Origin of the sequence: Sporosarcina aquimarina (genome assembly GCF_023715615.1) — a bacterium.
Classification (GTDB): Bacteria; Bacillota; Bacilli; order Bacillales_A; family Planococcaceae; genus Sporosarcina; species Sporosarcina aquimarina_A.
Map to the genome: position 1 here is coordinate 333,024 of NZ_JAMBOM010000002.1, position 26,119 is coordinate 359,142.

Here is a 26,119-nt window from a genome sequence, read left to right on the forward strand (position 1 = left end):
TATATGGCAACAAGCACCCAGACTTTCCTAATCTGTTAAGGTTAATGAAAAAAGCGCCGTCCATTTAATATGGACGGCGCTTTTTATAGTAAATCTTTTATGACGTGAGAGTGGATTGAGTGGGTTTGATTTCTCTTTCTGATCCAGCTACAATGACCGCAGCTGACGCATCTCCAATGATATTAACAGACGTCCGCATCATGTCGAGCACCCTGTCAATACCTGCGATAAGAGCGATTCCTTCGAGTGGCATATTCACGGAGTTCAAAACCATTGCAAGCATAATCATGCCTGCACCTGGTACCCCGGCTGTTCCAATAGATGCAAGAACAGTTGTCAAAACGACAGTTAGCAACTGTAGGAACGTCAGCTGAAGATCGAAGAATTGTGCGATGAACACGACAGCAACCCCTTGATAGATTGCAGTTCCATCCATGTTAATAGTAGCTCCAAGTGGCAGAACAAAACTCGCGATACGTTTTGGCACGCCAAGATTCTCTGTTGTGTTCTTGATAGTAACAGGAAGTGTTCCTGCACTGCTTGCAGTACTAAATGCTACAAGTGCAGCTGGGAAAATGCCTTTAAAGAACGTAATCGGACTAAGTTTGCCCATTGTTTTCACAGCAATGGAGTAAACGACAAGTGCATGAACAACACACGCAATGTATACCGCCAGCACTACTTTTAACAGAGGCAGCAAGACAGATAATCCATATTCTCCAACGACTGGCGCCATTAATCCTAAAATACCAAATGGAGCGACACGCATAATAATCCCTGTTATTTTGTACATAATTTCCGCAAATCCTTCAAAGAAGGACAACACAGGCGCTGCCTTTTCACCAATCATAGTAATGGCAATGCCTATAAATAAAGCAAAGAAAATAATTTGCAGTATATTACCCGTAGCAAGTGCCTCAAAAGGATTAGTAGGTACAATGTTCAAGAACGTATCAATCGCACTTTGTGGTTCTGCGATAGCAGCTTCAGGTATGCTACTCTCATCTGTAGAAATATTGACCCCAGTCCCTGGGTTGATCAAAAATGCTACTGATAATCCAATAATAATTGCGATGGCAGTTGTAGCTAAATAATACACAATCGTTTTGATACCGATTCGCCCTAGTTGTTTAGGATCTGACATACTTGCAACCCCTACAACAAGAGTTGAAAGAACAAGTGGTGCAATTACAAATTTAATGAGTCGTAAGAACAAATCACCGAGCGGCTGTAGGAAATCAATTTTACTTCCGAATATACTTCCTAGAATAATAGCTAAAACAAAGGCAACAAAAATTTGAGTGACTAAGTTGAAACGTAATTTCAATTCCATTCCCTCCCCTTTTTCATTGGTAATCTACTGTATTCCAATGTATATGTATACATGCAAACGCTTTCACACGGTACTATAAAAAAAGCCCTTCCCAGAGCATCTTCTCACGGGAAAGGTTTTCACGTGTGCATTTCTATACATAATAACTTTTCTAATATAGAAACACAACAATTTTTCTATTCAGTAAACTAATTAGAACCAACGACCCACGATTGGATAATTGTATGGCTCATCTTGAAGCGTTTTAATAATCGCGATAATCGGAATCACAATTGTCATAATGATGAAACCAATCAGGAACGGTATTCCTATTAGGATAAACGAAAAAATCGTTGACAAAACGATCAATGCTCCCATGACTAATTGGAACAAAAGCGCTTGAATCGACAACCGTTTTATTTGTTCATCTAACTCCACAAAAAACGTCATAATGTATATCGCAACTGGCACCAAAAATGGTGCAAAGAATGCGCTGGCGTGTATGAGAATCTTTAATCCTTTTGTTTCCATAAGCTTCCATCCTTTCACTCGTTCTTAGTAATTTTACGAGTGAAGCGTGGAAAAGATTCATTTTATTTTGCTCCAAATGAGGCAGGCATGACAACTGCAACAACTTCTCCAGTTGCACATAGTACACCCTCAGCAAAAACTTCAACGGCTACTTTGAATTTCTTAGGATGTATTTCTTCAACGGTGCCGACAGCTTTCAAGGTAGTCCCTTCTGGAGTCGGTTTAACATAATTCACTGCCAAGGAAGCGGTTACAAACCTCGGTGGAAGTTCCTCGTTATTTGGTTCAAATCCATTTTTACGATGAAGTGCTAATGATGCGGAGCCGGTTCCATGGCAATCTATTAACGATGCGATGATTCCTCCATAGACAAATCCTGGAATCGCCTTGTGATTAGAATCAGGCTCATAATATGTAACGGTTTGGTCCCCTTCCCAACCGGTTCTAAAATGGTGACCTTCTTTGTTTAATCGACCACATCCATAACACCACGAAAAGTCATCCGGATAACGATCCTGAATCGCATGTTCAACTTTTTGTACCATTTAAATTCCTCCTTCACCTATTTGCTTATGAGTATATCATAATAATTCTGAGAATTATTATATTGACTCATACATATACTAGCGTCGGAATACAATACCACCTGATCATGAGCATGCGTATACTACACTAACGAACGATACAAGGAGGCTGATTCTATGAAATTACGCGCGTTTCTACTAGTTCTTCTACTCGTCGGAGGAGCTTATGCCATGATCCATTCCATTAATGAATTCTCTTCAAAGAAATTCTCAGAAGTGCTACAGTTGCCTGAAGACCATGTAGCTCAACTTATTTTTACTAAACCTTCTACTACAGGTATGACCCCGCCCGCATGGGTTTCATCAGACAAAGAACAGATTGCCAATCTGTTAGAGTTTCTAGGTAGCTATGAATTAAAGAAAAAAGATTCTCAAGAAATCCTCGATGAGTTGAATTTCAACCAATTCACAATCAGTATTGAGGATCACGATGAAAATCTCGTAACCATAATGGTGGAAGACAGTTTGATCGTCACACAAAATGGAGACCAATATACACTACTTGACGGGCCATTAGACACGGACTGGATGGTTGATTTCATACTCACAAGCCATTCTCCATCTTAACTAATTCACGCTATAAATCTTTGTACATTTCAGTCTATTTGTTTTATACTAAAAATAGTTCAGAATTCGAAATAAGGGAGAGAGTTCATTGGTTAAACAATTACCGCCAAGATCAGAAGTACCTCAAGAAGAAACGTGGAATTTGAAAGATCTATTCCCTTCGGAGGCTGCCTATTCAGAAGCTCTAGGAACACTGCAAACTGACGTTACAGCATTCGCACAGAAGTTCCAAGGAAATATCCAAACAGCTGACGATGTAGTAGCTGTCCTGAAACAATTTGAAGCGATTTACATGCAGATTATTCCATTGGGTACGTACTCTAGCTTAGCAGTGAGTGTTGACCAGACAAATGACGAAGCACAAATGCGAGATAGCCATTTCGGTTCAGTTTCAGCTAAAGTAGGAAGCCAACTCTCTTTTGTTACGAGCGAATTGCTAGAGCTTCCTGAGGACGTATTACAGCAAGCGATGGAGCAATCAGAAGAATATAGCCACTATCTGAAAGAATTGATCCGTGAGAAGCAGTATCGCCTTCACCCGGAAGTTGAGAAGGCGCTTGCTGCTTATTCTTCTGCTTTCGAGGCACCTTATGGCTTGTATAACACGACTAAAATGGTTGATATGGATTTTCCTGACTTCGTCGTAGATGGGAACTCATACCCGCTCAGCTATGTCTCATTTGAAGGTGGTTGGGAGTCCGAGCCGGATACGAAAAAACGCCGTGCTGCGTTCGAAGCGTTTTCTGCAAAATTACGTGACTATCAGCATACGACTGCTAAAACGTATGACTCTCACTTGCAACTCGAGAAAATCACTTCCGATTTACGTGGCTATGAAAGTATTACAGACTACTTATTATTCAATCAGGAAGTCGATCAGTCGATGTATCATCGCCAAATCGATTTGATCACCAAAGAATTGGCTCCACACATGCGCAAGTATGCAAACCTGCTAAAAGATGTGCACGGTCTCGACAAAATGACGTTCGCAGATTTAAAAATCCCTTTGGATGCAACGTACGAACCGACAATCACTGTAGAAGAATCCAAAAAATACATTAACGAAGCTCTTGCCATTATGGGGCCAGACTATTTAGATATGGTGAAACGTTCATATGATGAGCGTTGGACGGATTTCGCACAGAACAAAGGCAAGTCGACAGGCGCTTTTTGTTCCAGCCCTTATGGCACTCACCCGTATATCCTGATTTCTTGGACAGGTAGCATGGAAGATGTATTTGTCCTGGCTCACGAACTTGGACACGCTGGGCATTTCTACAATGCTCATAAGAACCAGAACGTGTTCAACTCACGTCCGTCTACCTATTTCATCGAAGCTCCATCGACGATGAATGAAATGCTCGTAGCAAACCATCTTCTTTCAAATTCAGAAGACCTGAAGTTCAAACGTTGGGTCATTTCTTCCATTATTTCACGTACGTATTATCACAACTTTGTAACGCATTTACTAGAAGCTGCTTATCAGCGAAAAGTGTATGAAAAAATCGATGCAGGCGGCAGCGTCAATGCAACCATTTTAAATGAGCTAAAGCGTGGCGTACTGGAAGAATTCTGGGGGGATGCTGTGGAAATTAATGAAGGCGCAGAGCTTACTTGGATGCGTCAACCTCATTACTACATGGGTCTGTATCCATATACGTACAGTGCAGGGCTTACGATTTCAACAGAAATGGCAAAACGCGTGTTGAATGAAGGTCAGCCAGCAGTAGATGATTGGTTGAAAGTTTTACAAGCAGGTGGAACACAAACACCAGCTGAACTTTCAAAAATGGCGGGCGTCGACATTACGACTGACGAACCGTTACGCAATACGATTGCTTATATTGGTGATCTTATTGACCAGCTCGTTCAGCTAACAGAGGAAATTAACGCCGAAGCACAACCTACTAAGTAATCAATAATTTAACAAACAAGAAAAAGAGCAGCGGCTAGATGGCCACTGCTCTTTTTCTTGTTCGTTCTTTGCGATATCTTCCTGTTTTGATATACATCTGAGCCACCTATCAAATGCGCTGATGGACATGATGACGAAGAATCGAAATAACAAAAGGGATAAAAATCAAGTCGATTTCTCCCCTTTTCGTCTACAGTCATTAACTTTTTTCAATGAAAAATTCATGTTCTTTATCTACTCCAACAACTAATTGTTCATCAAGAGTTATTTTCATTGGAAATATTTTAGATTTCTTTTCTGAGAACAACCATCTTCTATCTATGCTAGTTAAAATAATAAAAACACCATTATTATGATCTTGCATAAAGTTTAAAGAAGAATTAGTAACCGGATCATTATCACTATCAAAAATGTCAATTTCCTTAAATTGCTCACCGACCATTGGTGCATCTTTTACCATTAAACCAATTTCACTGATATTTAGAATACTATTTATTGTAAATGGTGATTCGCTAATTGGATTCTCATTGTATCGAGCAATGAGTTCGACTATATTTCCTGCTGGATCTTCAAAATAACAAGCATGTGCTGGCCAAAATGAAAAATCTGCCTCGTCTTCTCCATCTTCTAATAAAAGTGTTGTTTTTCCTTTCAACCATTCCTTTGCTTCTTGAAACTGATTGGCAGGAATATTAAATGCAAAATGATAATATGGTTCCCCTACCACTTTTTCATTTGTAAATTCTAAAATACTTGATCCAACTCGAATTTGAAATCCATTTGTATTCTCACCGCAAATTATAAAACCTAGATGTTGCGTATAAAATGCTTTCATCTTCTCTAATTCAGTCGTTTGTAAAGTCAGTAATTTTATTTCCATATCAATATCCCCTCTTATGTCTATCCTTGTATGAAGTAATTCAATTCTCTAGTTAACTATCCTTGTAACAAGATTATAAACACTTAAAAATAAAACTGCCCGATTGAACTGGAAGTAGAAAAAGTATTTTTTAATATCTATTCATATTGTACCACTCATATTTCAAAGAGTTCTGTAGTTCTTCACAACCTCTTATTCAGTCCTTACAGTTCTCGATGATTTTACGAATCTCTTTTTCAACTTTTCTTTTCGCTCCGGCTGGAACAGATTCTCGTATCGTAATCTATACAGCAAGTCATTTTCGACATGATTTCGCACTGATTGTAAGCAAGAACGAATACGCGGTCAGAGAGAACACGTACCAGCCCTCTCCGCTCCTCTTTGTAACCGATATGTTTTCTTATTTCTTTATGACAGGCTTGCCACGTAATTCCCCATCTTCACAGAAAAATACTTCAAGATAGTTCCAAACTACTTTAAAACTTCAGCTTGACATCTCATGGACTACAAATGTAATATTGGACTACATCTGTAGTCCAAATAGTTAATAAGGAGATATTTAATTTTCACAAATAACAGTTGGTAAACTGAGAAAATAAATATAAGCAATTCAATCTTTTAGAGAAGAGGTATCAATGTGAGAAAAACAAGCCCATACAAAATAGGTATTCGCCTGTTTACACTGTCCTTAACGTCGCTGTTACTAACAATACTTACCGCATGCGGAAATGCAGATAATAAGAACGATGCATCATCCGACAAGGAGATTCAATCAAAGCAACCAATTAATAAGATTGAAATGTTTGTACAGCTTGAAAATGAGTTTGATGCCCAACTCGGTGTCTATGCAATATATACCGAGACGAATCGAACCGTTGAATACCAACCGAATGAACGTTTTGCCTATTCATCCACCTTCAAACCTTTCGCTGCAGCAATTTTACTTAAGCAAAACAGCTTAGAAGATCTTGAAAAAGTCGTTACGTACACTAATGATGATTTGGTTCCTTATTCTCCGGTCACCGAGAAACAAGTGGATACCGGATTGACGCTGTTGGAAATAAATGAAGCTGCCATCCGGAAAAGTGACAACACTGCGGGGAATCTTCTACTTGAGGCTATTGGGGGTCCTGATAAATTTGAGCAAGCCCTACATGACATTGGCGATGACGTTACTCAACCCGAACGATACGAAATTGAATTAAATAAATTCACACCGGGGAATAAGCGTGATACAAGCACACCGAGAGCTATGGCCACCAATCTGAAGAAGGTCGCCCTTAGTGATTTTCTTACTGATGATAAGCGAGAATTGCTTATCAACTGGATGACAGGAAATGAATCAGGGGATCCATTAATACGTGCAGGCGCACCTGAAGAATGGATAGTTGTTGATAAAAGCGGCGCCGGAACCTACGGAACAAGAAATGACATTGCCGTTGTATGGCCACCGAACAAAGAACCAATCGTCATTGCAATTATGTCCCGGCACGATACAGAGAATGCTGAATATGATGACGCACTGATTGCAAAAGCTGCCGAAATCACACTGAATGCCTTAAAATGAGAAAATCCCGGATCACACATGTCAGTGAGGGACACCATGTGTGATCCTTCTGTTTTTTTGCACTTCTTTCCAAGGTGATAAAATAGACTCGAGTGGTAAAACAGAGGTGCTTTGAGTAGATAACTTCGTGGTTAAGGAGTTGAAGAAATGTTTGTCCTCCATCTGACTGTTTGCTTGATCATATCTTCTATCATGGCTATTGTTGTCATGCTGATCCGAAAAATTTTCAAGAACCAATTGTCATCCAAATGGAAATACAATCTCTGGTTCCTATTACTAATCGCTTTACTATTGCCTTATATTCCATCCCAATTATTAAACTTCTGGGACAAGTTTACGTGGTATGAGAACCAAAACGGAAAACCCTTACCATCCTTTACCACAACCGAAAACCCTGGATTATGGGAAAATGGAAATTGGATGCATGATTTTTCAATATCCGTTAACCGGTTAGATTTGACATTTCTGAATAATACTTTATCCATAATATGGATTACAGGCGTACTCGTGATGATTGCTCTTTCCCTTCACGCATGGATAAAACTGCGACAAATAAAAAAGTCCATAAGCTTCCTAAAGAATAACGAGCTGATAGCCTTATTCGATGAGTGCAAACTAGGACTTAATGTAGCGCGACCACTGATTTTGGGAGAATCGCCACTAATCAAATCCCCGTTGACGTTCGGGATATTTAAAACCTATATAATCCTGCCACGTCATGCTGAAGAATGGCTGTCCATGGACAAAATAAAATGCATTTTTCTGCATGAATTACATCACTATAAATATAAAGACATCGCCACAAATTATCTGATTGTCCTGTTCCAGATATTATACTGGTTTAATCCATTGATTTGGATGGCGTTCAGGGAGATGAGATTGGACCGGGAAATCGCGTGTGACAGTGCTGTCCTAAATATATTGGATCAAAATCAGCATGCTACATACGGAAACACAATTATTATGTTTGCGGAAAAATCCTATTTTCAAAAGCAATTCGCAATGGCTAACCAGCTCGCTAGTTCAAAAAAGCAATTAAAAAAACGGATCGAATGTATTGCAACCTTTACATTTGAAACAAAGATACTACAATTGAAAAGCATCCTGATTTTTATACTTCTAGCAGGAATTGTCTTGAGTCAGATACCTATTGTTTCTGCAAAGTCTTATGGTGATGACCGGATTAATTTTGACAATGAGCAGACAGTGTATGAGGATTTAAGCGCATTTTTCAATGGATATGAAGGTAGCTTTGTACTGTACGATTTACAGGAAAAACAATACAATATCTATAATAAAGATAAAAGCACATTGCGGGTTTCCCCCAATTCAACGTACAAACTTTACAGTGCATTATTTGCATTGGAATCCGAGGTCATTACACGAATTGACAACTCAGTGAAGTGGAATGGGAAATCTTATCCTTATCAAAGCTGGAACCAGAGTCAAGATTTGTTTACTGCACTAGAAAATTCCGTAACTTGGTACTTCCAGCACTTGGACAAAAAGGTACAAAAGAAAAACATTAAATCTTACCTTGATAAAATAAAGTATGGTAATCAAAATCTGTCTGGTGGAACAGAAGACTATTGGCTTGAATCTTCCTTGAAAATTTCACCGATTGAACAGGTGCAGATACTCAAAGACTTTTATACAAACCAATTTGGATTTGATGGAAAAAACATTCAACTCATAAAAGACGGCATCAAACTGGAGACGACAGACAACGGAACACTCTATGGCAAAACCGGCACAGGGACGGTAAACCGAAAAAATGTAAATGGCTGGTTCATTGGATATGTAGAAACGAAAAACAACACGTTCTTTTTCGCAACAAATATCGAAAGCGACCATCATGCCAGTGGCGGTATGGCTGCTGAAATTACAAAATCCATTCTGCAAGATAAAGGCATCAATTAAAAGGTAAAGGCAGGGATTCACGTGAAGAATAAAATACCCGCTATTTCAGAGTCAGAATGGGAAATCTTGAAGGTACTTTGGGCAAAAGCGCCACAAACCGCAAATGATATCATTTCATCCTTGCAGGCACAAACGACCTGGAAGCCGAAAACCGTACGTACCCTGTTGGATCGGCTTACAAAAAAAGAAGTCGTCGGTGTCCATAAGAATCAGAAAGTTTATACATTCTATCCGCGATATTCCCAAGACGAATGCCAACGTGCCAAAGCAGACTCCTTTCTAAAACGATTCTATGATGGCACCTTAAAATCGATGCTCGTTCAATTCATTCAGGATGAGGACCTGTCTGAAGAAGATATTAAAGAACTAAGATCCATCTTGGATAAGAAGGATAAAAAATAAGACCGTCCCGTCTTTAAAAACTAAAAGCATCCTTTGGCTATATCTACTGGATTAGTCCAAAAAATTGCATTCACTATTATGCCCTTTTGATGATTAATGAACTAACGTTGTTCTTGTTTGGCAATTGGAGATTCTTGTTTTTGCCATTCAGTCGTTCCATCGCTTTCCTCAATGAGCTTCTGCCAGTAACTACCCGTTTTCTTATCAAATATGATTATGTTTCGTTCATTTGCTGAAATAAACTCATATCTGTACTTAATTGTTTTTGCGTTATCAAGCGAATGAGATATTAAACCAGATCCTATGATTATACATAACCCTAAAAAAACAATAGTCATACTGTCACTCCTTCTCCATCAATTTGGTCCGGTTGAAACACAAACTCTATGCAAGAAAAGCACCCGATGATGGAACATTAGGAAATTACTCGTGCTCTTAGTCGTCAAACGAAATAACAAGTTACTAAAGGTTTATTTCCTTACATAAAAATCATTTTATATGGTTAATGAAATAGGTATCATATGATTCTTTGAACTCGTAACCAAGTTTTTTGGCTAATTCAACTGACTCAGAATTAGCTCCATCCCAACTGGGGTACTTCCCACTGTCCAGGCAATCTAAGATTAGAGCGGAGCCCACTATAGTCGCCAAGCCTTTTCTTCTATATTCGGGATGTGTAGCAATTTCAATCTCGATACCATCGTCATATACACTAAAAGATGTCGCTGCAGCAACAACTTCACCGTCGTGTAGTATGGCATAACCCACACCTCTTTTAATAAAATCATCAATGGATTCAAACTGACTTACAAAATCCTCAGACAGTTCCTTAAAAGAAGGTGTAAATGCTATATTGTTATCAACCTTCCTAATTTCATAGCCCTCTGGTAATGAAGACATTAGGTTCCGTATATGTAACCTATTTAAGTGCTCCGGGTTCTTTTCAAAACTGTATCGTTGAAATTTCTCAATCGCACCATTATGAACTGTCTCTATCCGGTCTTTCCATTCATCAGAATCAACAATTGCTAGGGTGAATTCCGGGAGATTATATAGCAATTCCTCAGCTTCTTTTGTACTTGAATCGCCAGCATAAAACACAAAAATCCCTACAGTTATCTGGGCAACCACTGGATTCTCCAGGTCATCCACCCAAGCAGTTCCCATATGACCTTGAAGATATGAAAGAACAATAGTGCTATCAATATTTTCAAACATAGGGACTAATTTTTTTCTTACCTCAGCTTTGCTTCATAGATCATTTAATTCCTACTCTCATAAATTTATTATTGAAATTCAAATCATTACTAATTCCTTTTGTGACATGGGATCTTATTCAATCTGGCCCGATTCTGGCACAACTTTTATTCCGTTAATGCCCCGTTACTTGTTTATTTCTAATATCCTTACTTAATTATATGTGGTACAAAAATAGAATTGAAATAAGAAAACTATACTTTATTCGGAGTTATTACTACTTTTTACACCAAAGCTTAAGTATAGAGAATAAAAGGTTCCACCGATAAAAAAGATTCTCCCTAGAAAATTCATAACACGGTTTCCTTGCTCCCCCAAGCTACCTATTGTTACGGACATCATAAAAACACCAATAAGCATTAAAATTATCAAAGAAATTTTTTTCACTACATAATCCTCATTTCTTAATAGCTCCTGTATCAATACTTTTTCAGGTTAATCTTCAACATTTTTTTATTCTACCTCGTCATTTTCATCTCTAGTTACTCGAATCTAAAAAATGGCCCGTTTGCGATATTGGCGCGATTATTTGTGCAGCAAACGCGCCCCGATTCTGGTACAAAGCTATGCGATTAAATCCCCCTATTCTTGTCCAAACACTTCACTGTTCGCCTATGTACCTCTCCTTACTACTCAATTCCACAAAAAATGGATATAAAAGAAAAACGATAGCAGCGAAAACGGGAAGTAAGCTAAACAGGATAATTACTGGTATATCAAAGAAGATTTGGATCAGTAGTGGCAATAAAATAATTACAGTTAGAAAGCTGATCCTCTTTTTAGATTTCTGTGTTTGATATTGCTTTTCTCAGCAGTTAGGACAAGTCATTGCAGGGTCCAACGTTGTCGTTTTTTTTATTGTTTGTTTCCAATTCCACTCTTTATTACAATTCTGGCAAGTCGGCATTATATCACTCCTCCCTAAATCCAACGTCCATAATTAAATGGCCCGGTTGATGAACAGACGCTTTATTTTTAGTATTCGTCGTTGCTTGGAGCGGAAGACGGACGACTCCGAAGGGATCAGCGTGCGCATTGAGACCCCGCAGGGAGCGTTTTTTGCGACCGAGGAGGCTCAAGCCACGCCCCTCGGAAAGCGTTCCGTCTGGAGCGGAAAGCAACAGTCTTCATAGACCGTGTGGGGAGCATAGTAATTTAACTTATCAATTAAATTGTACCAAACTTTCAACAAATTACCAGAATTCATTAATTATTATCAAACATTATCTTACTTCAACAAAACCCTCATTTTCCAAACAATAAAAGCTAATTGCCATGGGTTTTCCTTCTCTACTTTCCTATCGGCTCTTTTCAAATCACCATTGGCCAGGAAGCATATTTTTCAGAACAAGAAACTAGATTACTCTATACTGTCTCGATTGTAAGGTTTATGGATTGGCGATTTTTAGAAAACTATCTTGACTAATGTTATGGAACCAATTTCACATGGAACAAAAAAGCGAGCATGTCATCCGTTTCTCTCGAATGATACGCTCGCTTTATTATTTAAAATGATTTGATTTGTTTTCATCTTTACCAAAATGATGGTTTGACAACCATTAGGTAAAGCATAATTAGCAGTAATCCTATATACCGCCACGACGTGGTCTTTAATTTTTTTAACAGTGCTTCTCGATTTTCTGGTTCTTTAGGAAAGCGATTCAATACTACTGAAAAACCACTAGCCAGAAATACAATCGATAGCATCATAATGCCTAACGTGACAATTACCCATGAGGTATACCATGGCCAGGGCCCAATCAAGATCAGAATCACTCCAGAAACTACAAGAACATGTCCCGAATGCATCACAAAGCGAATTGTCCATTTAAATAATGAAAGAAGAATTGCTTCCTCACTCAAAACCGCTCTGCGAATACGTGAAATAATCGGGAACAGCATAAATAGCGGTCCAACTGAGGCTACTGCTGATAACACATGGATATAGACGATGGCTGTATATAAGAAGCCCATATCAAATCCATCAATTCTTTACGGGAGAAAACTCATGTACCCATACTTTCATAGTAGGAATCCATTTCATCCCTTCATGCATATCGAGAATCGATTGCTTGTAAGCGTCTAAATTCTCGAAACCCTCTTGGTGAGCATGTTCTTCTGTCACTTCACCAAGTGATTGTTGATAAAGTGAATCGACTTTAAATCCCTTACCATCTAACTCCATAACCTCGCCAGGGTAAGCATAGACACCGTTTCTCCGAGTTGACGTTTTTTTACCTTCCAACACCTTTTGCACATCTGCTGGTACAGTCACTAGTCGTTCAACTGAGCATGTTTTTTTTGGATATTCCATTTAAAATTCCCCATTTCAACTATTTTCTTCATTATATATCGTAAGCACTGAAATTTCGAATCGAACAGTCTATTATTTCGAAATCGTTATCTCATGAGTTTCATGCTCGTGCAATCCTTCCTCATTTTCCACATGAACAGTAACACTTGCTTTTCCAGCAGTTTCAAATGTCACGTCCCCTGCGTATTCTCCAGGCTTCTCTTCCGTTAACTTCACCCATTGTGCTTCATCCGTTTTATCATTTACAACAACTTCAAGTCGTACACGTGCTTTTTCAAGTGGCTTTTCATCTTGCTGTAGATGGACACTCATCATTGCAGATTCATTCACCTTTACAGCTTCAGGTTCCATGAAGTGCATAGAAAATCCTTCCGTTCCATGATGATGCTCATGACTTTCTTTGTCTTCAGCTTCAGTAGCTGCATCACCTTCTACTGCCCCTTTACCAATTGTAATTTCTTTCATCGGCATTGTGTGCATATCTCGCGCTGTTACGTGGACTTGAACATGGTACAAACCATCCTGTTCAAATTTAGCTTCCGCTTCGTAAAGACCATCCGTTTTCTGGTCGGATTTGACCTTCCAGCTATCTTCTTTCTTTCCATCTTCCCAAATTTCATATTCAACTTCACTAGCATCCGCTACCGCTTCATCACCTTGAGTGACCGCCGCTGCTAATTGAATGGATTCTCCGGCTTTCCCTGTTTCAGGAACAGTTAGCTCTACCGTGATCGGTTCAACCACAACTTCTTCGTCTTCACTTGCATTTACATCCGAATCATTTTGCCCGCATCCTGTTACTAATAGTGCGATCAGTGCTGTACTCATTGCCAACTGTTTCTTTTTCAAATGAACCTCGCTCCTTTTTGCTTAACGGTTGCTGTGCTTTCAAGTATTATTAGCTTATAAGCATCATTGTACTAAGTAAATTCGAAGGATCTATGAAGTCTTTAAACTTCATGGAATGTTCACCGTTTTTTGAGAAAATGAATAGATTATTGACTAGATGAAATGAGGAAACCAAATGATTTCGTATACAATTATGGTAATCGATGATGAAGCAGAAATGAGAAAACTAATCCGCACTTTTTTAGAAACTGAAGGGTATCACGTTGTAGAAGCAACAGATGGTGTCCACGCACTTTCTTTGCTACATGAAGTTCGTGTAGACCTTTGTTTAGCAGATGTCATGATGCCTTATATGGATGGCTTCCTCTTTGCGCAAGAAGTGAAACGAACGATTGATCTTCCGATTATCTTCTTGTCGGCTAAAGGAGAAGAATGGGATAAGATCAAAGGTCTCAAGCATGGTGATGATTACATTGTGAAACCCTTTTTACCTGGGGAATTACTTGCAAGAGTTGCTTCCGTCTTACGTAGATCCTATCAACGCAAAGAGCTCCACAGTGCACTGACATTTGGTCCACTTGAAATTGATAAAGAGGCACACCGTGCGACGTTAAATGGGAAGGCATTGTCGCTTACACTGAAGGAATTTGGGATTCTTTACGTCCTCGCAAAAAATTCAGGACGCGTTTACTCACGGGATGAGCTTCTCCAAATTGTATGGGGAGACGATCACGACAGTAGCGTAAGGACTGTCGACACACATATTAAGACATTGAGGTTGAAATTGGGAGAAGAAGGACAAAAAATAGAAACTGTCTGGGGAATCGGCTACAAGTTCGAGGTTTAAGGCCATGAAACTGACATTGAGTAAAAAAATCTTATCGTTGTTCTTCTTGAGCCTAGCATTTACGATTTTGTTTTCTTTTTTCTTTATACATTTTCTCTATTCGAAATTGTATTTGGAAAGCATTGAAGAGTCGATCGTCTATCAGGGGAAACGTACAGCTGCTCACTATCATTTCGGGGAACTGAGCGATGATATTATCGAAAAGATCCAATGGTATAACATCGTATCTGAATACGAAATCGTTGTCGTGGATCAGTTGGACGACTTATCCTCTTATTTTCCTTACCAAGTTAACTACGAAAATTTAGTGGACAGTTCAGACCGAAAGTTACTTGAAAAAGGTTCTTACGTTGTAAAAAAAGGATATGTAGAAGAATTCAATCGTGAAATTCTCGGTGCAATTTTTCCAATTCGAGGAAAAGATTCATTGATAGGTTTTATTTACATCTACGTTCCCCTTGCTGCGATTCAGGATGTGTTTAAAGAAAGTATTCCATTGCTTATCGCTGCTGGTTCAGGCTTTTTCTTAGTTCTTTTCTTACTCATCAATCGTGTGTGGAGTTCTCTTTTCAGTCCTTTACGGAAACTTGAAGGACTGGCCGCCAATATTTCTCATGGCGACTATTCTGGAAGAGTAGAAACCGAACGTTCAGATGAAATTGGTCAGTTGGCACGTGCATTTAATACAATGAGTTCTTCACTCGAAGCACAAGAAGAACGTAAACGAGAATTCACAAGCAACCTTGCACACGAAATGCGGACACCACTCACCTACATTAGTGGGTATACGCATGCTTTAAAACAAATCACTAAGTCCGTAAATCCAAATAAGGATTCTGAGAATTACTTGAACACCATTGAAAAAGAAACAGCACGACTTAGTAAATTGATCAATGATTTAACAGATCTAAACCACCTTCAAGAAGGTCTATTCACTGTCGAAGCCCAGCCAATCGTCGTTGCGCAAGTGTTAGTCGATACTGTGGAATTGTTCCGTATCCATTTGGCTGCTCGATCCATACAACTTAAACTCGAGGTAGAAGAAGACTTGATCATCCTTGGTGATCCCGATCGAATTCAGCAAGTCTTTTATAACACAATCGATAATGCGGTGAAGTATGTCTCTGACGGTGGAATGATTCAAATTGGATTACATGAGCATGGAAATAATATTCGATATGAAGTCCAAAACGAAGGATTGACGATTTCAAAAGAAGATTTAAGTCGGATGGGAGAACGCTTCTTCCGCACTGACAAAGCACGAACACGAACGACAGGTGGAACTGGACTTGGGCTTTCCATTGTCAAAGAAATCATTCGTCTACATCACGGCACATTCAATATGGCTAGTGACCCTTCGACAGGTACGACTGTAACGATTGATCTACCTTTGTTTACTGAGGAGGAAGCAACATGAATGCAACCCGATTCGTCCCTATTATGATTGTGGTTATCGTTTTACTTTCCGCCTGTTCTTCCCCTAAACCTCCGGGAAGAGAGATCTCATCATTTACTTTTGTCGATCAGCAAGGTGAATCGTTCGGATTTAACCAATTGAAAGATACTGTGTGGATTGCGGATTTCATATTTACAAGTTGTAAAACCGTCTGTCCTCCAATGACATCTGAAATGGCAACCTTGCAAAAAGAATTCAAAAAACATGACTTAGATGTCCAATTCGTTTCATTCACAGTTGATCCAAACGTTGATACGCCAGAAACCTTAAAAGCATATGCCTCTCAATACACAGATGATAACAGCAATTGGCATTTTCTTACTGGCTATTCTTCTCAAGAAATCACCAACTTTGCAAGAGAGAATTTCCAAACCATCATCCAAAAACCTGAAACATCTGATCAAGTTATCCATGGAACAAATTTTTATCTAATCGCAAAAGAAGGGAAACTGGTCAGTGAATTTAATTATGTGGATGAAGATTATGTACATGATTTACTAAAAACAGTAGAAGACTATACGAAATAAGACGAATTTAGGAGGGGTTTTTTGGACTCAGAAGCAATTGCTACCTTGTCCTATAATGTGCCACACAAGACAGTAGGTTGGATTGAGCAGACGGTAACTACTACAAATTGCACACTATCACTACATGAAAATAAAATAGTCTCTCAGCAAAGCTCCTATCCAATCCATGCGGTTCATGATTGTTCATATCGCCCGTTCTCAGATGGCACTTGCTTGTTTTATCTTCATACAAATCAAGGCGTCCGATCGTTCCATGTCAATGTGGATCCCACCTTTTTCTTAAAGTCATTCCGACGTCTACGAGGTGATCTTTATCTGTAATTCTTCTCTCCGCATTCGTTCTCTAATAAGTGTTTTCAACATCAATTTAAAATTGGTTGTTTAATTTGAGTAGAAAGATGGTATACAAACACTAGAGCAACAATGAAACAATAATTACTTTGTAGAAGCAATTACTAAATGGAGGGATTCACAAATGGTTGAAAAATTTTATGTAGAAAACGCAGTACAAGCAAAGGCAAAAGTAGATGAACTTGAAGCAAAAGGTTACACGAATGACGAAATTTATGTTTTTGCACACGACAAGAAACGTGGAGATCATATTACAGACGCATTGGATACCGAAAAAGCTGGTATGAAAGAACAAGGCTTTCTCGATTCAATGAAGAATATGTTTACCTCTCGTGGAGATGAACTTCGCAGCAAGATGCACGGTGCTGGTCTTACTAAAGAAGACGCAGCTGCTGCAGAGAGCGAACTCGACAAAGGAAAACTTGTCGTTATTGCAAATAAATAAAAGTAATTTAAAGCGCACAACCTCATTCGTTCACGAGGTTGTGCGCTTTTTTTGTGCAGAGACCTGCTATTTTCGGTATGATGGTGAATGGAAAGCAGGTGCTTTGGATGGAACGTCACTTAGGAAAAATTGGTTTATTTGCGGGCTTAACCACGTTAGTACTCATGATCGTCGGGGTCCGTACAATTAGTGGAGTGGAATTAGGTTGGAAAAACTATTTGGCTTTCTCTGTATTCGGCTTAACGGTCGGCCTCATTGCATTATTGCTATTGCATTATAAATTACGAATAGCGTTCTGGTTCTTTATGGCTGGGATGTTAATCAGCTTTGAAGAATTCTTCCGTAGTATTATTACGATTGAAGGAGAGCTTGGCCAATCTATTGGAGTTCTTTCTGTATACATATTCTCCTCATTCAGCTTAGGTATAGGATTGATCATACAATTCATTGTTATCCTCATAGGGAAGAATAAGTGAAGACACAAAAAAGCAGAACGAGAAAGTTATACTTTCCGTTCTGCTTTTTTGTTACAGGGTAACCAATTTATACCACTTTTTCTTTCTTAATCTGTTTACTACGTAATTGTCCACAAGCTGCATCGATATCGGTACCTTGCTCCATGCGCACGCCGCAAACAATTCCCCGCTTCCTAAGCGTTTCATAGAACTTCTTAATGTTATCAGGCTCACTCCGCGTATACTGATCGTGTTCATCTACAGGATTATAAGGAATCAAATTCACATAAGATAAATGACGTTTGTTGTAGAGCAATTTTGCAAGTTGTTCTGCTTCAGCAACATGATCGTTAACATCATTCAACAAAATGTATTCAAAAGTAATTCGACGATTTGTTGTTTCTAAGTAGTAATCAATGGCATCCATCAATTTTTCAATTGGATACGCTCTATTTATCTTCATAATACGTGTTCGTAGCTCGTTATTCGGAGCGTGCAACGATACTGCCAAGTTAACTTGAAGGTTTTCGTTTGCAAAATCACGGATTTTCGGAGTTAGACCACTTGTTGAAACAGTAATGTGTCGTGCGCCGATCACCAAACCTTTTTGGTCGTTGACAACTCGTAAGAAATTCATCAAGTTCTCATAGTTATCAAACGGTTCTCCAATTCCCATCACTACAATATGACTTACTCGGTCGTCATTACCTTTGCTATCCAAATGATGTTGCACATTCATAATTTGTTCCACAATCTCTCCGGATTCCAAATCACGGTTCTTTTTCAATAATCCACTTGCACAGAAACTGCATCCGATATTACAGCCAACTTGAGTGGTCACACAGACTGAATGTCCATATGGAAACTTCATCAAAACGGTTTCAATCAAATTCCCATCACGCATTTTGAACAGGAACTTGATGGTACCATCTTCTGACTCTTGTTTCACTGACTGCTCCAATGACTGAATGACAAAGTTCTCTTCCAGCAATTCCAAACAGTCGCTATTAAGGTTTTTCATATCACTAAATTGAGTAACCCGCTTTTTGTACAACCAATCCCAAACCTGTACAGCACGATATTTCTTTTGTCCATTTTCTATTAGCCAATCCGTAAGTTGTTCAAATGTAAGTCCATATATTAATTTTTTCATTAGACATCCTCATTTCAGATAATGCATTTCATCCGTCCATTGTACAGGATTCTTTAATAAGACACAACAGCTATGCAAGATAATGGAGCTAGTTGAAAAAAAAACAGATTTCTACTTAATCACACGGTGATGATGGATTCAAAGCAATTAATGAAGTCCATTAAGAACAGAGTAGACGTCAGACATGTGGAATTCCATCCTTTTAATTTTTTCTTGTCCTTAATAGTTCAGTAATAACAATCCCTATTATGACGTAGGCGACCATCCACCACATATATTGCCGACCAGTTAGTGGTGGTGTGAACTGGTTGAGAATGACTGCAAGTAGAACCCCGATCACTAAAAACGGCAAACGAATTAGTAGTTTTTTCTTCATAACAACCACCCTTCTTTACACGATAATAATCTATTCCTTTTACGTTAGTTTTTAATTGACGTTGTACTTTCCATCCTACTAAAAAAGAAGAAAAACAGCGCTCTATAATAGAGTCGCTGTTGGTCACTTATTTTGGTTCACTTTCTTCTCGATATTCAACTTCGCAATGAACGCCACGATATTTAGCAACGCAACGACGACTAAAAGAATAGCGACGCCTGTATGACCATCTGCGTATCGATTCCATGCAAAGTATCCAAGTAAGACTGCAAACACGATATCTACTGTTTTAGAGTTAAATAGTTTCATCATCCCTTAACCCTTCTTGACAAATTCAGACTTGAGTTTCATCGCGCCGAATCCTGTAATTTTACAATCAATGTTGTGATCGCCTTCTACAAGACGAATCCCTTTTACTTTTGTGCCTATTTTTAAAACAGATGAACTGCCTTTTACTTTCAAGTCTTTTATAACTGTTACGGTATCTCCATCTTGAAGTGGATTTCCATTGGCATCTTTGACATCCAATTGTTCTGTTTGGACGAGTTCTTCTCCCGCAGTCCACTCATACGCACACTCTGGACAAACTAACTGTAATCCATCTTCATACGTATATGGCGATCCACATTGCGGACAATTTGGTAATTGCTCAGTCATCCTAACTCCCCCATTCTCTATTTGTCTCCACTATACCAAACAAATAGAGTCTCGGGAAAACTATTTCAGGCGACAATGTGTCAATCTCAATCCGTCCACGCACTCACTAAGTCAAACAACTGCTGAAAGAAAGTTCCCATTTCCTCATCGGATCCTATTGTTACACGGAGCCATTCTTCTGTCTCAGGCTTGGAAAAATGACGGACAAGAATTTGTTTGTCCTTTAAGCTTTTATGGAGTTGTTTAGCAGGAATATCTGGATGATGGACAAATAAGAAATTCGCTGTAGAAGGCAAGACTTTAAACCCGACAGACTCGAACACTTTTCTCGATTGTTCACGTGTACGAATTATTGCTTGAACGGTCGTGTGAAAATAGTCCGGATCCTTAACGGAAGCGACACCAGCTGCTAACGCTAACTGATCAATTGTGTAGGAATTGAACGAGTTTTTAATGCGATTCAATGCTTCAATCATTATTGTGGAGCCAATTGCATACCCGATTCGAAGTCCTGCTAACGAACGGGACTTTGACATGGTTCGGGTTATCAGCAAGTTGTCGAAACGCTCAATTAAAGGAATCGCTGTTTTTCCGCCAAAATCGATATAAGCTTCATCTATAATCACGGTCCGTCCCTGATTTTCGCTAACAATCTTTTCAAGCCCTTCGAGCGATAATGCAATCCCTGTAGGTGCGTTCGGATTTGGAAAGATTACTCCCCCTTCTGACATATAAAAAGCTTCGGCTTTCAAAGTAAAATCTTCCTTTAGAGGTATAGGCTCATATGGAATAGTAAACAGAGCTGCGTATGTGGGATAGAACGAATATGTGATTGCTGGGAATCTAATCGTTTTGCCTGGCGTAAAGAATGCCATGAACGAAAATGCCAGTACTTCATCCGATCCATTTCCGATGAAAACCTGATCCGCAGACACGTCATGCAAGTCAGCAAGAGCGACTCGAAGCTTTTCTGGATCGGACTCCGGATATTTACGCAGATCTGATGTGAGTGCATGTTTCAATGCTTCAAACACCATCGGACTTGGCCGGTAAGGATTTTCATTGGTGTTCAACTTAATCCAACCTTCCCCATTCGCTTGTTCGCCTGGTGAGTAAGGCTCAGTTCTTCGGACCATGTCGCTCCATAGCTCATTCACTGACTTCCCTCCTCCTCCATTCTCCGAGACTTCAATACAGATTTAACATCTTCAATTGAAAGACCTAATTCTTCCAACAACACAAGAATGTGATAGGTCAAATCCGCAAGTTCGTTCGCCGTTTCATTCAAATCATTGTTCTTAGCTCCAATGACTACTTCTGTTGTTTCCTCTCCTACTTTTTTTAAGATTTTATCGATTCCTTCACGGAAGAGATAGGTTGTATACGCACCCTCTTTAGGATTGTTTTTTCTATTCTGGATTTGCTTTGCGACTTGTTGAATGATGGTTCTTTTGTTTCGGATGTCCTCAGAATCTTCTCTAGAAAAGCACGAATCAGTTCCTATATGACAAGAAGGTCCCTGTGCCTCTACTTGGATTAAAATCGTATCTTGATCGCAATCGATATCCAGCTGTTTCACAAATTGTCGATTACCAGACGTCGCTCCTTTGTTCCATAGCTCTTTTCGTGATCGACTATAAAACCAGGTCTCCCCGGTGTCCATCGTCTTTTGAAGTGATTCTTCATTCATATAGCCAAGCATTAGGACTGTGCCAGTCTGCGCGTCTTGAATGATAGCGGGAACTAAACCTTCACTGTTATAACGAATCTTTTTACCATTCACTTGAAACACCCCTTGCGGCTTCCTTCAGCTTTGATAGCGCTACGATATCAAAGTGCAAGATGGATGCAACTAATGCGGATTGTGCTTGAGTTTGTTCAAACACATCACGGATGTGCTCAGCACAGCCGGCTCCCCCACTTGCAACCACTGGGATCGATACTAACTCTGCAACAACCTTAGTAAGTTCAAGGTTATAGCCATTTCTCATCCCGTCTTCATCGATGCAGTTCAGTACAATCTCTCCAGCACCCAACTGAGCTCCTTTTTTCGCCCATTCGAGTGCATCCATTCCCGTATCCTCCATACCTGCTTTTGCAAAAACTGTCCATTGACCAGATTCGGATTGACTCACATCCATCGACAACATAATTCTGCTGGAACCATACCGTTCAGATGCTTCACGTAGTAAATCAGGATTTTTTAACGCTCCACTGTTTATAGAAACTTTATCGGCTCCAGCTTCGATTGCTAGTTCTACGTCTGAAAGTGTTTGAATCCCTCCACCCACTATGAAAGGAATTTCGATGCTTTCTCCAATTTGGCGAATCAAGTCTAGGAACATGCCGCGTTGTTGAACCGAAGCAGAGATATCGTAAAATACTAATTCATCCGCACCCTCTGCTTCATATTTCTTCGCAAGCTCTATTGGATCTGCAAGTTCTTTTACATCTTGAAACTTCTTCCCTTTCACTACACGTTTATTGTCTATATCTAGGCACGCAATTATTTTTCTCATTGTCATTTACAGGACCTCCATCATTTTTCGGAATCGAGTTTCGTTTTCATAGATTGCTTTCCCCACAATGGCTCCGTATAGAGAATCCTGCTTCAGTTTCTCGACATCTTGTACAGTTGTCACGCCACCTGAAGCGATGATATCCATTTTCGTTTCGTTCTGTAATTTTTTAAGTTCCTCAAAATTAGGTCCAGCGAGCATTCCATCTTTCGTGATGTCTGTAAAGATAATAGTTTGTACGCCCATTTTCTCTATTTTTTTGACTAACGACGGGACATCCGTTGTTGCGTCTTCTGTCCATCCAGCGATTGTCGGAATACCATTTTTAGCATCTATTGAAACAGCAATTTGTTTACCGAATCTAGTAATCGCTTGTTGAAGCATTGAAGGATTATTAATAGCGGAAGTCCCAAGAATGACGCGTTCTACACCATTTATTACATAATCTTCAATGGCTTCAATGGATCTAATCCCACCACCGACTTGAACTGGTAGTTGTAAGGAGTTTACAAGCTCAATAATTGCATCTCGGTTGATGGATTTTCCTGTGTTCGCTCCATCCAGATCCACAACGTGAAGCCATGTTGCACCTTGTGCAAGCCACTGCTTACCCATTTCTAGTGGAGAGTCATGATAGACCGTCTCCTTATTGAAATCCCCTTGCACCAACCGAACACATTTCCCATTTTGAATATCAATCGCTGGAAATAAGATCATTACCTCTCACTCCTTTCATCTATTCGTTACAAACTCCCTTTTGTCGATGGAATTCCTTGTCGGTCATTTCTTGTAGCTGCAATACGAATTGAGCGACCAAATCCTTTAAAGATAGATTCTAAAATATGATGACTGTTTTTCCCATACTGTAAATTAATATGTAGCGTCACCCCTGCATGGCGAGTAAATGCTAGAAAGAATTCTTCAGCTAGTTCAGTATCGAATATACCAATTCTTTCTTTTAATCCTGGAACATTATAAATAAGAAACGACCGTCCGCTAATATCTAGAGAAACTGTAGCTAAGGCTTCATCCATCGGAACTGTTTCAGATGCATAGCGTTCAATACTCTCTTTGGTCCCAAGTGCTTCTTTAAATGCTGCTCCTAGAGCAATTCCCACATCCTCCACACTATGATGTTGGTCCGTTTCTAGATCCCCCTTACACGCTATTAGCAAATCTAGGCCACCGTGCATAGTAGTAAGGACGAGCATGTGATCGAGAAACCCAACTCCTGTATCGATGTCACTCTTTCCTGAACCATCTAACGCTAACTTCATTCTGATATCTGTTTCAGCGGTTTTCCGTTCAATTGTCGATGTCCTCATTCTGTTTCCTCCTGTGTCCGAACTCGAATGGCTTGTGCATGGCCATTAAGTTGCTCGGTTTTCGCAAGTTCAATAATTGCATCAGAGACTTGTTCAAGAGCTTCCTTCTTATAGCGAATAATACTCGTCTTTTTCATGAAATCATAAACTCCTAGGGGCGATGAAAACTTTGCAGTTCCACTCGTTGGTAGCGTATGGTTCGGTCCTGCCATATAATCGCCTAGTGCTTCCGGCGAATATGCCCCGAGGAAAATGGCGCCAGCATGCTCGATGTCGTCAAGCCTTTTTTCCGGGTTTAGTGTCATGATTTCTAAATGCTCGGGTGCGAGGTCATTAATAATTTCAATCGCTTCGTCTTCAGATTCCACAACAGCAATCCATCCATTTGATTGGATGGACTTTTTTGCAATTTCTTTTCGATCCATACGCTCTAGTTGTCTTGAAACTTCAATAGAAAGTGCTTCAGCATATTTTAGAGATGTCACCAGACAACAAGCCGATGCGTCTTCATCGTGCTCAGCCTGAGCAAGTAAGTCTGCAGCTACAAACGATAAATCGGACTGTTCGTCTGCCCAAATGCACACTTCACTTGGACCCGCAATCATATCAATTGAGACATCACCAAACACGAGTTTCTTAGCACACGCCACATATGCATTACCTGGACCTGTGATTTTGAGTACAGGTTGAATCGACTCGGTACCGTATGCTAAAGCGGCGATCGCTTGTGCACCCCCGACTTTGTAAATCTCGTCGACTCCACATAGGTCCGCGGCAACAAGAACTGCAGCATTAACGGATCCGTTGACTTGTGGTGGAGTGGTGAGGACAAGCCGCTTCACGCCCGCTATTTTTGCAGGGATTGCGTTCATCAATACTGTAGAAGGATAAGATGCTTTGCCACCAGGAATGTAAATGCCTGCAGATGCGAGGGGCCGTACTTGCTGTCCAAGATAGACACCTTCTTCCGGTTCAATTCGCCAACTTTCTTCCTTCTGATGTTCGTGAAAATGTTGAATACGTTCTCGTGCATCTTTTAGTGCTTGAAGTAATGATGATGATACCTCGTTATAGGCTTCCTTGATTTCTTGTTCAGAAATCCGAAGCGCTTGTAAAGTAACGCCATCAAAACGTTCCGTTAGCGCTAGTAGTTCAGCATCTTTAAACTGTTTAACCCGGTCAATAATTGTTCTAACTGTTTGCTCAACAGTCGAAGTAGGCTTCTGTCGTGCCATTCGTTGTTTCATCTGTTCACGCGTTGTGATTATCTGCACGACGTCCTTCAACTCCATTCTTCAACAATTCCATACAGTGTTTTACCTCTGTCGTTTTCGTTGCATAGCTTGCTTTATTTACGATCACACGTGTACTCACTTTAGCGATTTCCCGTAAAATCACCAATCCATTATCCCGAAGTGTCGAACCTGTTTCGACGATATCCACGATGACCTCTGAAAGTCCAACAATCGGTGCAAGTTCAATTGATCCGCTCAATCGGCTTATCTCTGTGTGAATACCGGCTTTATCGAAATAGGCTTTTGCGATCGAGGGATACTTGGTTGCCACCGTCAGCGATTTCGTGTCTACCGGGAAACTATCAGGGAAACCAGCAACAACTAGCTGACAGTTCCCAAATCCTAAGTCTTGTAACTCATAGACATCCTTCCCGTCTTCCATAATCGTGTCCTTTCCGACAATTCCAATGTCAGCTGCTCCTTTCTCAACATAAGTCGGTACGTCTGATGCTTTCACAAATAGCAATTGATAGTCCCCGTCTTTACTCGTTATGACTAATTTTCTTTCATCAAATAAGGTATCGGGAAATGCAATACCCCCTTTGGTTAACAACTCTCTCGCTTTTTCTGCAATCCTTCCTTTCGCAACTGCTATTTTCATTGGCACCATCGCGT

General features: G+C 39.7%; 31 protein-coding genes and 1 pseudogene. 11 read left to right on the forward strand and 21 right to left on the reverse strand.

The window, feature by feature from the left end:
- Positions 1-97: 97 nt before the first annotated feature.
- The 3 genes from M3197_RS08635 to M3197_RS08645 form a co-directional block, all read right to left on the reverse strand.
- Positions 98-1,333, reverse strand: coding sequence for a dicarboxylate/amino acid:cation symporter (locus M3197_RS08635; protein WP_251660715.1), 1,236 nt, complete (start codon positions 1,331-1,333; stop codon positions 98-100).
- 192 nt (positions 1,334-1,525) lie between these two features.
- Complete coding sequence (locus tag M3197_RS08640) at positions 1,526-1,843, reverse strand: magnetosome magnetite crystal formation protein family (RefSeq protein WP_251660717.1); 318 nt, start codon at positions 1,841-1,843, stop codon at positions 1,526-1,528.
- Between the two features lie 62 nt (positions 1,844-1,905).
- Entirely contained in the window at positions 1,906-2,388 is a 483-nt protein-coding gene (locus M3197_RS08645; RefSeq protein WP_251660719.1) for a PaaI family thioesterase, read from the reverse strand.
- A gap of 156 nt (positions 2,389-2,544) precedes the next feature.
- Between M3197_RS08645 and M3197_RS08650 the strand changes: the two genes are divergently transcribed.
- Together M3197_RS08650 and pepF are read left to right on the forward strand one after the other, a co-directional pair.
- A complete protein-coding gene (locus M3197_RS08650) occupies positions 2,545-2,994 on the forward strand; it encodes a hypothetical protein (RefSeq protein ID WP_251660721.1) in 450 nt (149 codons plus the stop codon).
- An 88-nt stretch (positions 2,995-3,082) separates the two neighbouring features.
- A complete protein-coding gene (pepF, locus tag M3197_RS08655; protein WP_251660723.1) occupies positions 3,083-4,909 on the forward strand; it encodes an oligoendopeptidase F in 1,827 nt (608 codons plus the stop codon).
- A gap of 199 nt (positions 4,910-5,108) precedes the next feature.
- On the opposite strand, the gene M3197_RS08660 is transcribed toward pepF, so the two are convergent.
- Positions 5,109-5,789: a VOC family protein gene (locus M3197_RS08660; protein ID WP_251660724.1), complete on the reverse strand. Its 681-nt coding sequence runs from the start codon at positions 5,787-5,789 to the stop codon at positions 5,109-5,111.
- 637 nt (positions 5,790-6,426) lie between these two features.
- Between M3197_RS08660 and bla the strand changes: the two genes are divergently transcribed.
- The 3 genes from bla to blaI all read left to right on the forward strand — a co-directional run bounded on the left by bla (position 6,427) and on the right by blaI (position 9,678).
- On the forward strand, positions 6,427-7,356 hold the full coding sequence (gene bla, locus M3197_RS08665) for a class A beta-lactamase (protein WP_251660726.1): 930 nt from the start codon (positions 6,427-6,429) through the stop codon (positions 7,354-7,356).
- Between the two features lie 147 nt (positions 7,357-7,503).
- Positions 7,504-9,276 (forward strand): BlaR1 family beta-lactam sensor/signal transducer, encoded by a 1,773-nt coding sequence (locus M3197_RS08670; protein WP_251660728.1) that lies wholly within the window; start codon positions 7,504-7,506, stop codon positions 9,274-9,276.
- Between the two features lie 21 nt (positions 9,277-9,297).
- Positions 9,298-9,678: a penicillinase repressor BlaI gene (gene blaI, locus M3197_RS08675; RefSeq protein ID WP_251660730.1), complete on the forward strand. Its 381-nt coding sequence runs from the start codon at positions 9,298-9,300 to the stop codon at positions 9,676-9,678.
- 101 nt (positions 9,679-9,779) lie between these two features.
- Here the strand turns inward: blaI and M3197_RS08680 are convergent, their stop codons facing one another.
- From M3197_RS08680 to M3197_RS08705, 6 genes and pseudogenes are all read right to left on the reverse strand, one after another.
- Positions 9,780-10,016: a hypothetical protein gene (locus M3197_RS08680; RefSeq protein WP_251660732.1), complete on the reverse strand. Its 237-nt coding sequence runs from the start codon at positions 10,014-10,016 to the stop codon at positions 9,780-9,782.
- A gap of 151 nt (positions 10,017-10,167) precedes the next feature.
- A pseudogene (locus M3197_RS08685) lies at positions 10,168-10,940 on the reverse strand (GNAT family N-acetyltransferase).
- Positions 10,941-11,136: 196 nt separating this feature from the next.
- Positions 11,137-11,322 carry a hypothetical protein gene (locus M3197_RS08690; protein ID WP_251660736.1) on the reverse strand — a complete coding sequence of 62 codons (186 nt, stop codon included), beginning with the start codon at positions 11,320-11,322 and terminating at the stop codon, positions 11,137-11,139.
- A 1,146-nt stretch (positions 11,323-12,468) separates the two neighbouring features.
- Positions 12,469-12,909, reverse strand: a complete 441-nt coding sequence (locus tag M3197_RS08695) for a hypothetical protein (protein WP_251660738.1) — start codon at positions 12,907-12,909, stop codon at positions 12,469-12,471.
- Positions 12,910-12,919: 10 nt separating this feature from the next.
- Positions 12,920-13,249, reverse strand: a complete 330-nt coding sequence (locus tag M3197_RS08700) for an ASCH domain-containing protein (protein WP_251660740.1) — start codon at positions 13,247-13,249, stop codon at positions 12,920-12,922.
- A 72-nt stretch (positions 13,250-13,321) separates the two neighbouring features.
- Entirely contained in the window at positions 13,322-14,098 is a 777-nt protein-coding gene (locus tag M3197_RS08705) for a FixH family protein (protein ID WP_251660742.1), read from the reverse strand.
- A 175-nt stretch (positions 14,099-14,273) separates the two neighbouring features.
- Between M3197_RS08705 and M3197_RS08710 the strand changes: the two genes are divergently transcribed.
- The 6 genes from M3197_RS08710 to M3197_RS08735 all read left to right on the forward strand — a co-directional run bounded on the left by M3197_RS08710 (position 14,274) and on the right by M3197_RS08735 (position 18,200).
- Positions 14,274-14,945, forward strand: coding sequence for a response regulator transcription factor (locus M3197_RS08710; protein WP_251660744.1), 672 nt, complete (start codon positions 14,274-14,276; stop codon positions 14,943-14,945).
- Between the two features lie 4 nt (positions 14,946-14,949).
- Positions 14,950-16,362: a sensor histidine kinase gene (locus M3197_RS08715; RefSeq protein ID WP_251660746.1), complete on the forward strand. Its 1,413-nt coding sequence runs from the start codon at positions 14,950-14,952 to the stop codon at positions 16,360-16,362.
- Positions 16,359-16,928, forward strand: a complete 570-nt coding sequence (locus M3197_RS08720) for an SCO family protein (RefSeq protein WP_251660748.1) — start codon at positions 16,359-16,361, stop codon at positions 16,926-16,928. Before M3197_RS08715 ends, M3197_RS08720 begins: the two co-directional genes overlap by 4 nt.
- Positions 16,929-16,949: 21 nt before the next feature.
- On the forward strand, positions 16,950-17,249 hold the full coding sequence (locus M3197_RS08725; protein ID WP_251660750.1) for a hypothetical protein: 300 nt from the start codon (positions 16,950-16,952) through the stop codon (positions 17,247-17,249).
- A gap of 154 nt (positions 17,250-17,403) precedes the next feature.
- Positions 17,404-17,724 carry a YflT domain-containing protein gene (locus M3197_RS08730; RefSeq protein WP_251660752.1) on the forward strand — a complete coding sequence of 107 codons (321 nt, stop codon included), beginning with the start codon at positions 17,404-17,406 and terminating at the stop codon, positions 17,722-17,724.
- A 107-nt stretch (positions 17,725-17,831) separates the two neighbouring features.
- Complete coding sequence (locus M3197_RS08735) at positions 17,832-18,200, forward strand: hypothetical protein (protein WP_251660754.1); 369 nt, start codon at positions 17,832-17,834, stop codon at positions 18,198-18,200.
- A 67-nt stretch (positions 18,201-18,267) separates the two neighbouring features.
- Here the strand turns inward: M3197_RS08735 and rlmN are convergent, their stop codons facing one another.
- The 11 genes from rlmN to hisG form a co-directional block, all read right to left on the reverse strand.
- Positions 18,268-19,332 carry a dual-specificity RNA methyltransferase RlmN gene (gene rlmN, locus M3197_RS08740; protein WP_251660755.1) on the reverse strand — a complete coding sequence of 355 codons (1,065 nt, stop codon included), beginning with the start codon at positions 19,330-19,332 and terminating at the stop codon, positions 18,268-18,270.
- A 202-nt stretch (positions 19,333-19,534) separates the two neighbouring features.
- On the reverse strand, positions 19,535-19,708 hold the full coding sequence (locus M3197_RS08745) for a hypothetical protein (protein ID WP_251660757.1): 174 nt from the start codon (positions 19,706-19,708) through the stop codon (positions 19,535-19,537).
- Positions 19,709-19,831: 123 nt separating this feature from the next.
- Entirely contained in the window at positions 19,832-20,020 is a 189-nt protein-coding gene (locus M3197_RS08750) for a hypothetical protein (protein ID WP_251660759.1), read from the reverse strand.
- A gap of 3 nt (positions 20,021-20,023) precedes the next feature.
- Positions 20,024-20,365 (reverse strand): zinc ribbon domain-containing protein YjdM, encoded by a 342-nt coding sequence (locus tag M3197_RS08755; protein WP_251660760.1) that lies wholly within the window; start codon positions 20,363-20,365, stop codon positions 20,024-20,026.
- Between the two features lie 86 nt (positions 20,366-20,451).
- On the reverse strand, positions 20,452-21,522 hold the full coding sequence (gene hisC, locus M3197_RS08760) for a histidinol-phosphate transaminase (protein WP_251660763.1): 1,071 nt from the start codon (positions 21,520-21,522) through the stop codon (positions 20,452-20,454).
- Positions 21,519-22,157, reverse strand: coding sequence for a bifunctional phosphoribosyl-AMP cyclohydrolase/phosphoribosyl-ATP diphosphatase HisIE (hisIE, locus tag M3197_RS08765; protein ID WP_432813986.1), 639 nt, complete (start codon positions 22,155-22,157; stop codon positions 21,519-21,521). Before hisIE ends, hisC begins: the two co-directional genes overlap by 4 nt.
- On the reverse strand, positions 22,138-22,890 hold the full coding sequence (hisF, locus tag M3197_RS08770) for an imidazole glycerol phosphate synthase subunit HisF (protein ID WP_251660767.1): 753 nt from the start codon (positions 22,888-22,890) through the stop codon (positions 22,138-22,140). Before hisF ends, hisIE begins: the two co-directional genes overlap by 20 nt.
- Entirely contained in the window at positions 22,891-23,601 is a 711-nt protein-coding gene (gene hisA / locus M3197_RS08775; protein ID WP_251660769.1) for a 1-(5-phosphoribosyl)-5-[(5-phosphoribosylamino)methylideneamino]imidazole-4-carboxamide isomerase, read from the reverse strand. It lies immediately after the preceding gene.
- Positions 23,602-23,627: 26 nt separating this feature from the next.
- Positions 23,628-24,209, reverse strand: a complete 582-nt coding sequence (hisB, locus tag M3197_RS08780) for an imidazoleglycerol-phosphate dehydratase HisB (RefSeq protein ID WP_251660770.1) — start codon at positions 24,207-24,209, stop codon at positions 23,628-23,630.
- The gene (hisD, locus tag M3197_RS08785; protein ID WP_251660772.1) at positions 24,206-25,501 is read right to left on the reverse strand and encodes a histidinol dehydrogenase; all 1,296 of its coding nucleotides are present in this window, start codon (positions 25,499-25,501) and stop codon (positions 24,206-24,208) included. The genes hisB and hisD overlap by 4 nt, the downstream gene beginning before the upstream one ends.
- Positions 25,461-26,114, reverse strand: coding sequence for an ATP phosphoribosyltransferase (gene hisG / locus M3197_RS08790; protein ID WP_251660774.1), 654 nt, complete (start codon positions 26,112-26,114; stop codon positions 25,461-25,463). The genes hisD and hisG overlap by 41 nt, the downstream gene beginning before the upstream one ends.
- Between the last annotated feature and the right edge of the window lie 5 nt (positions 26,115-26,119).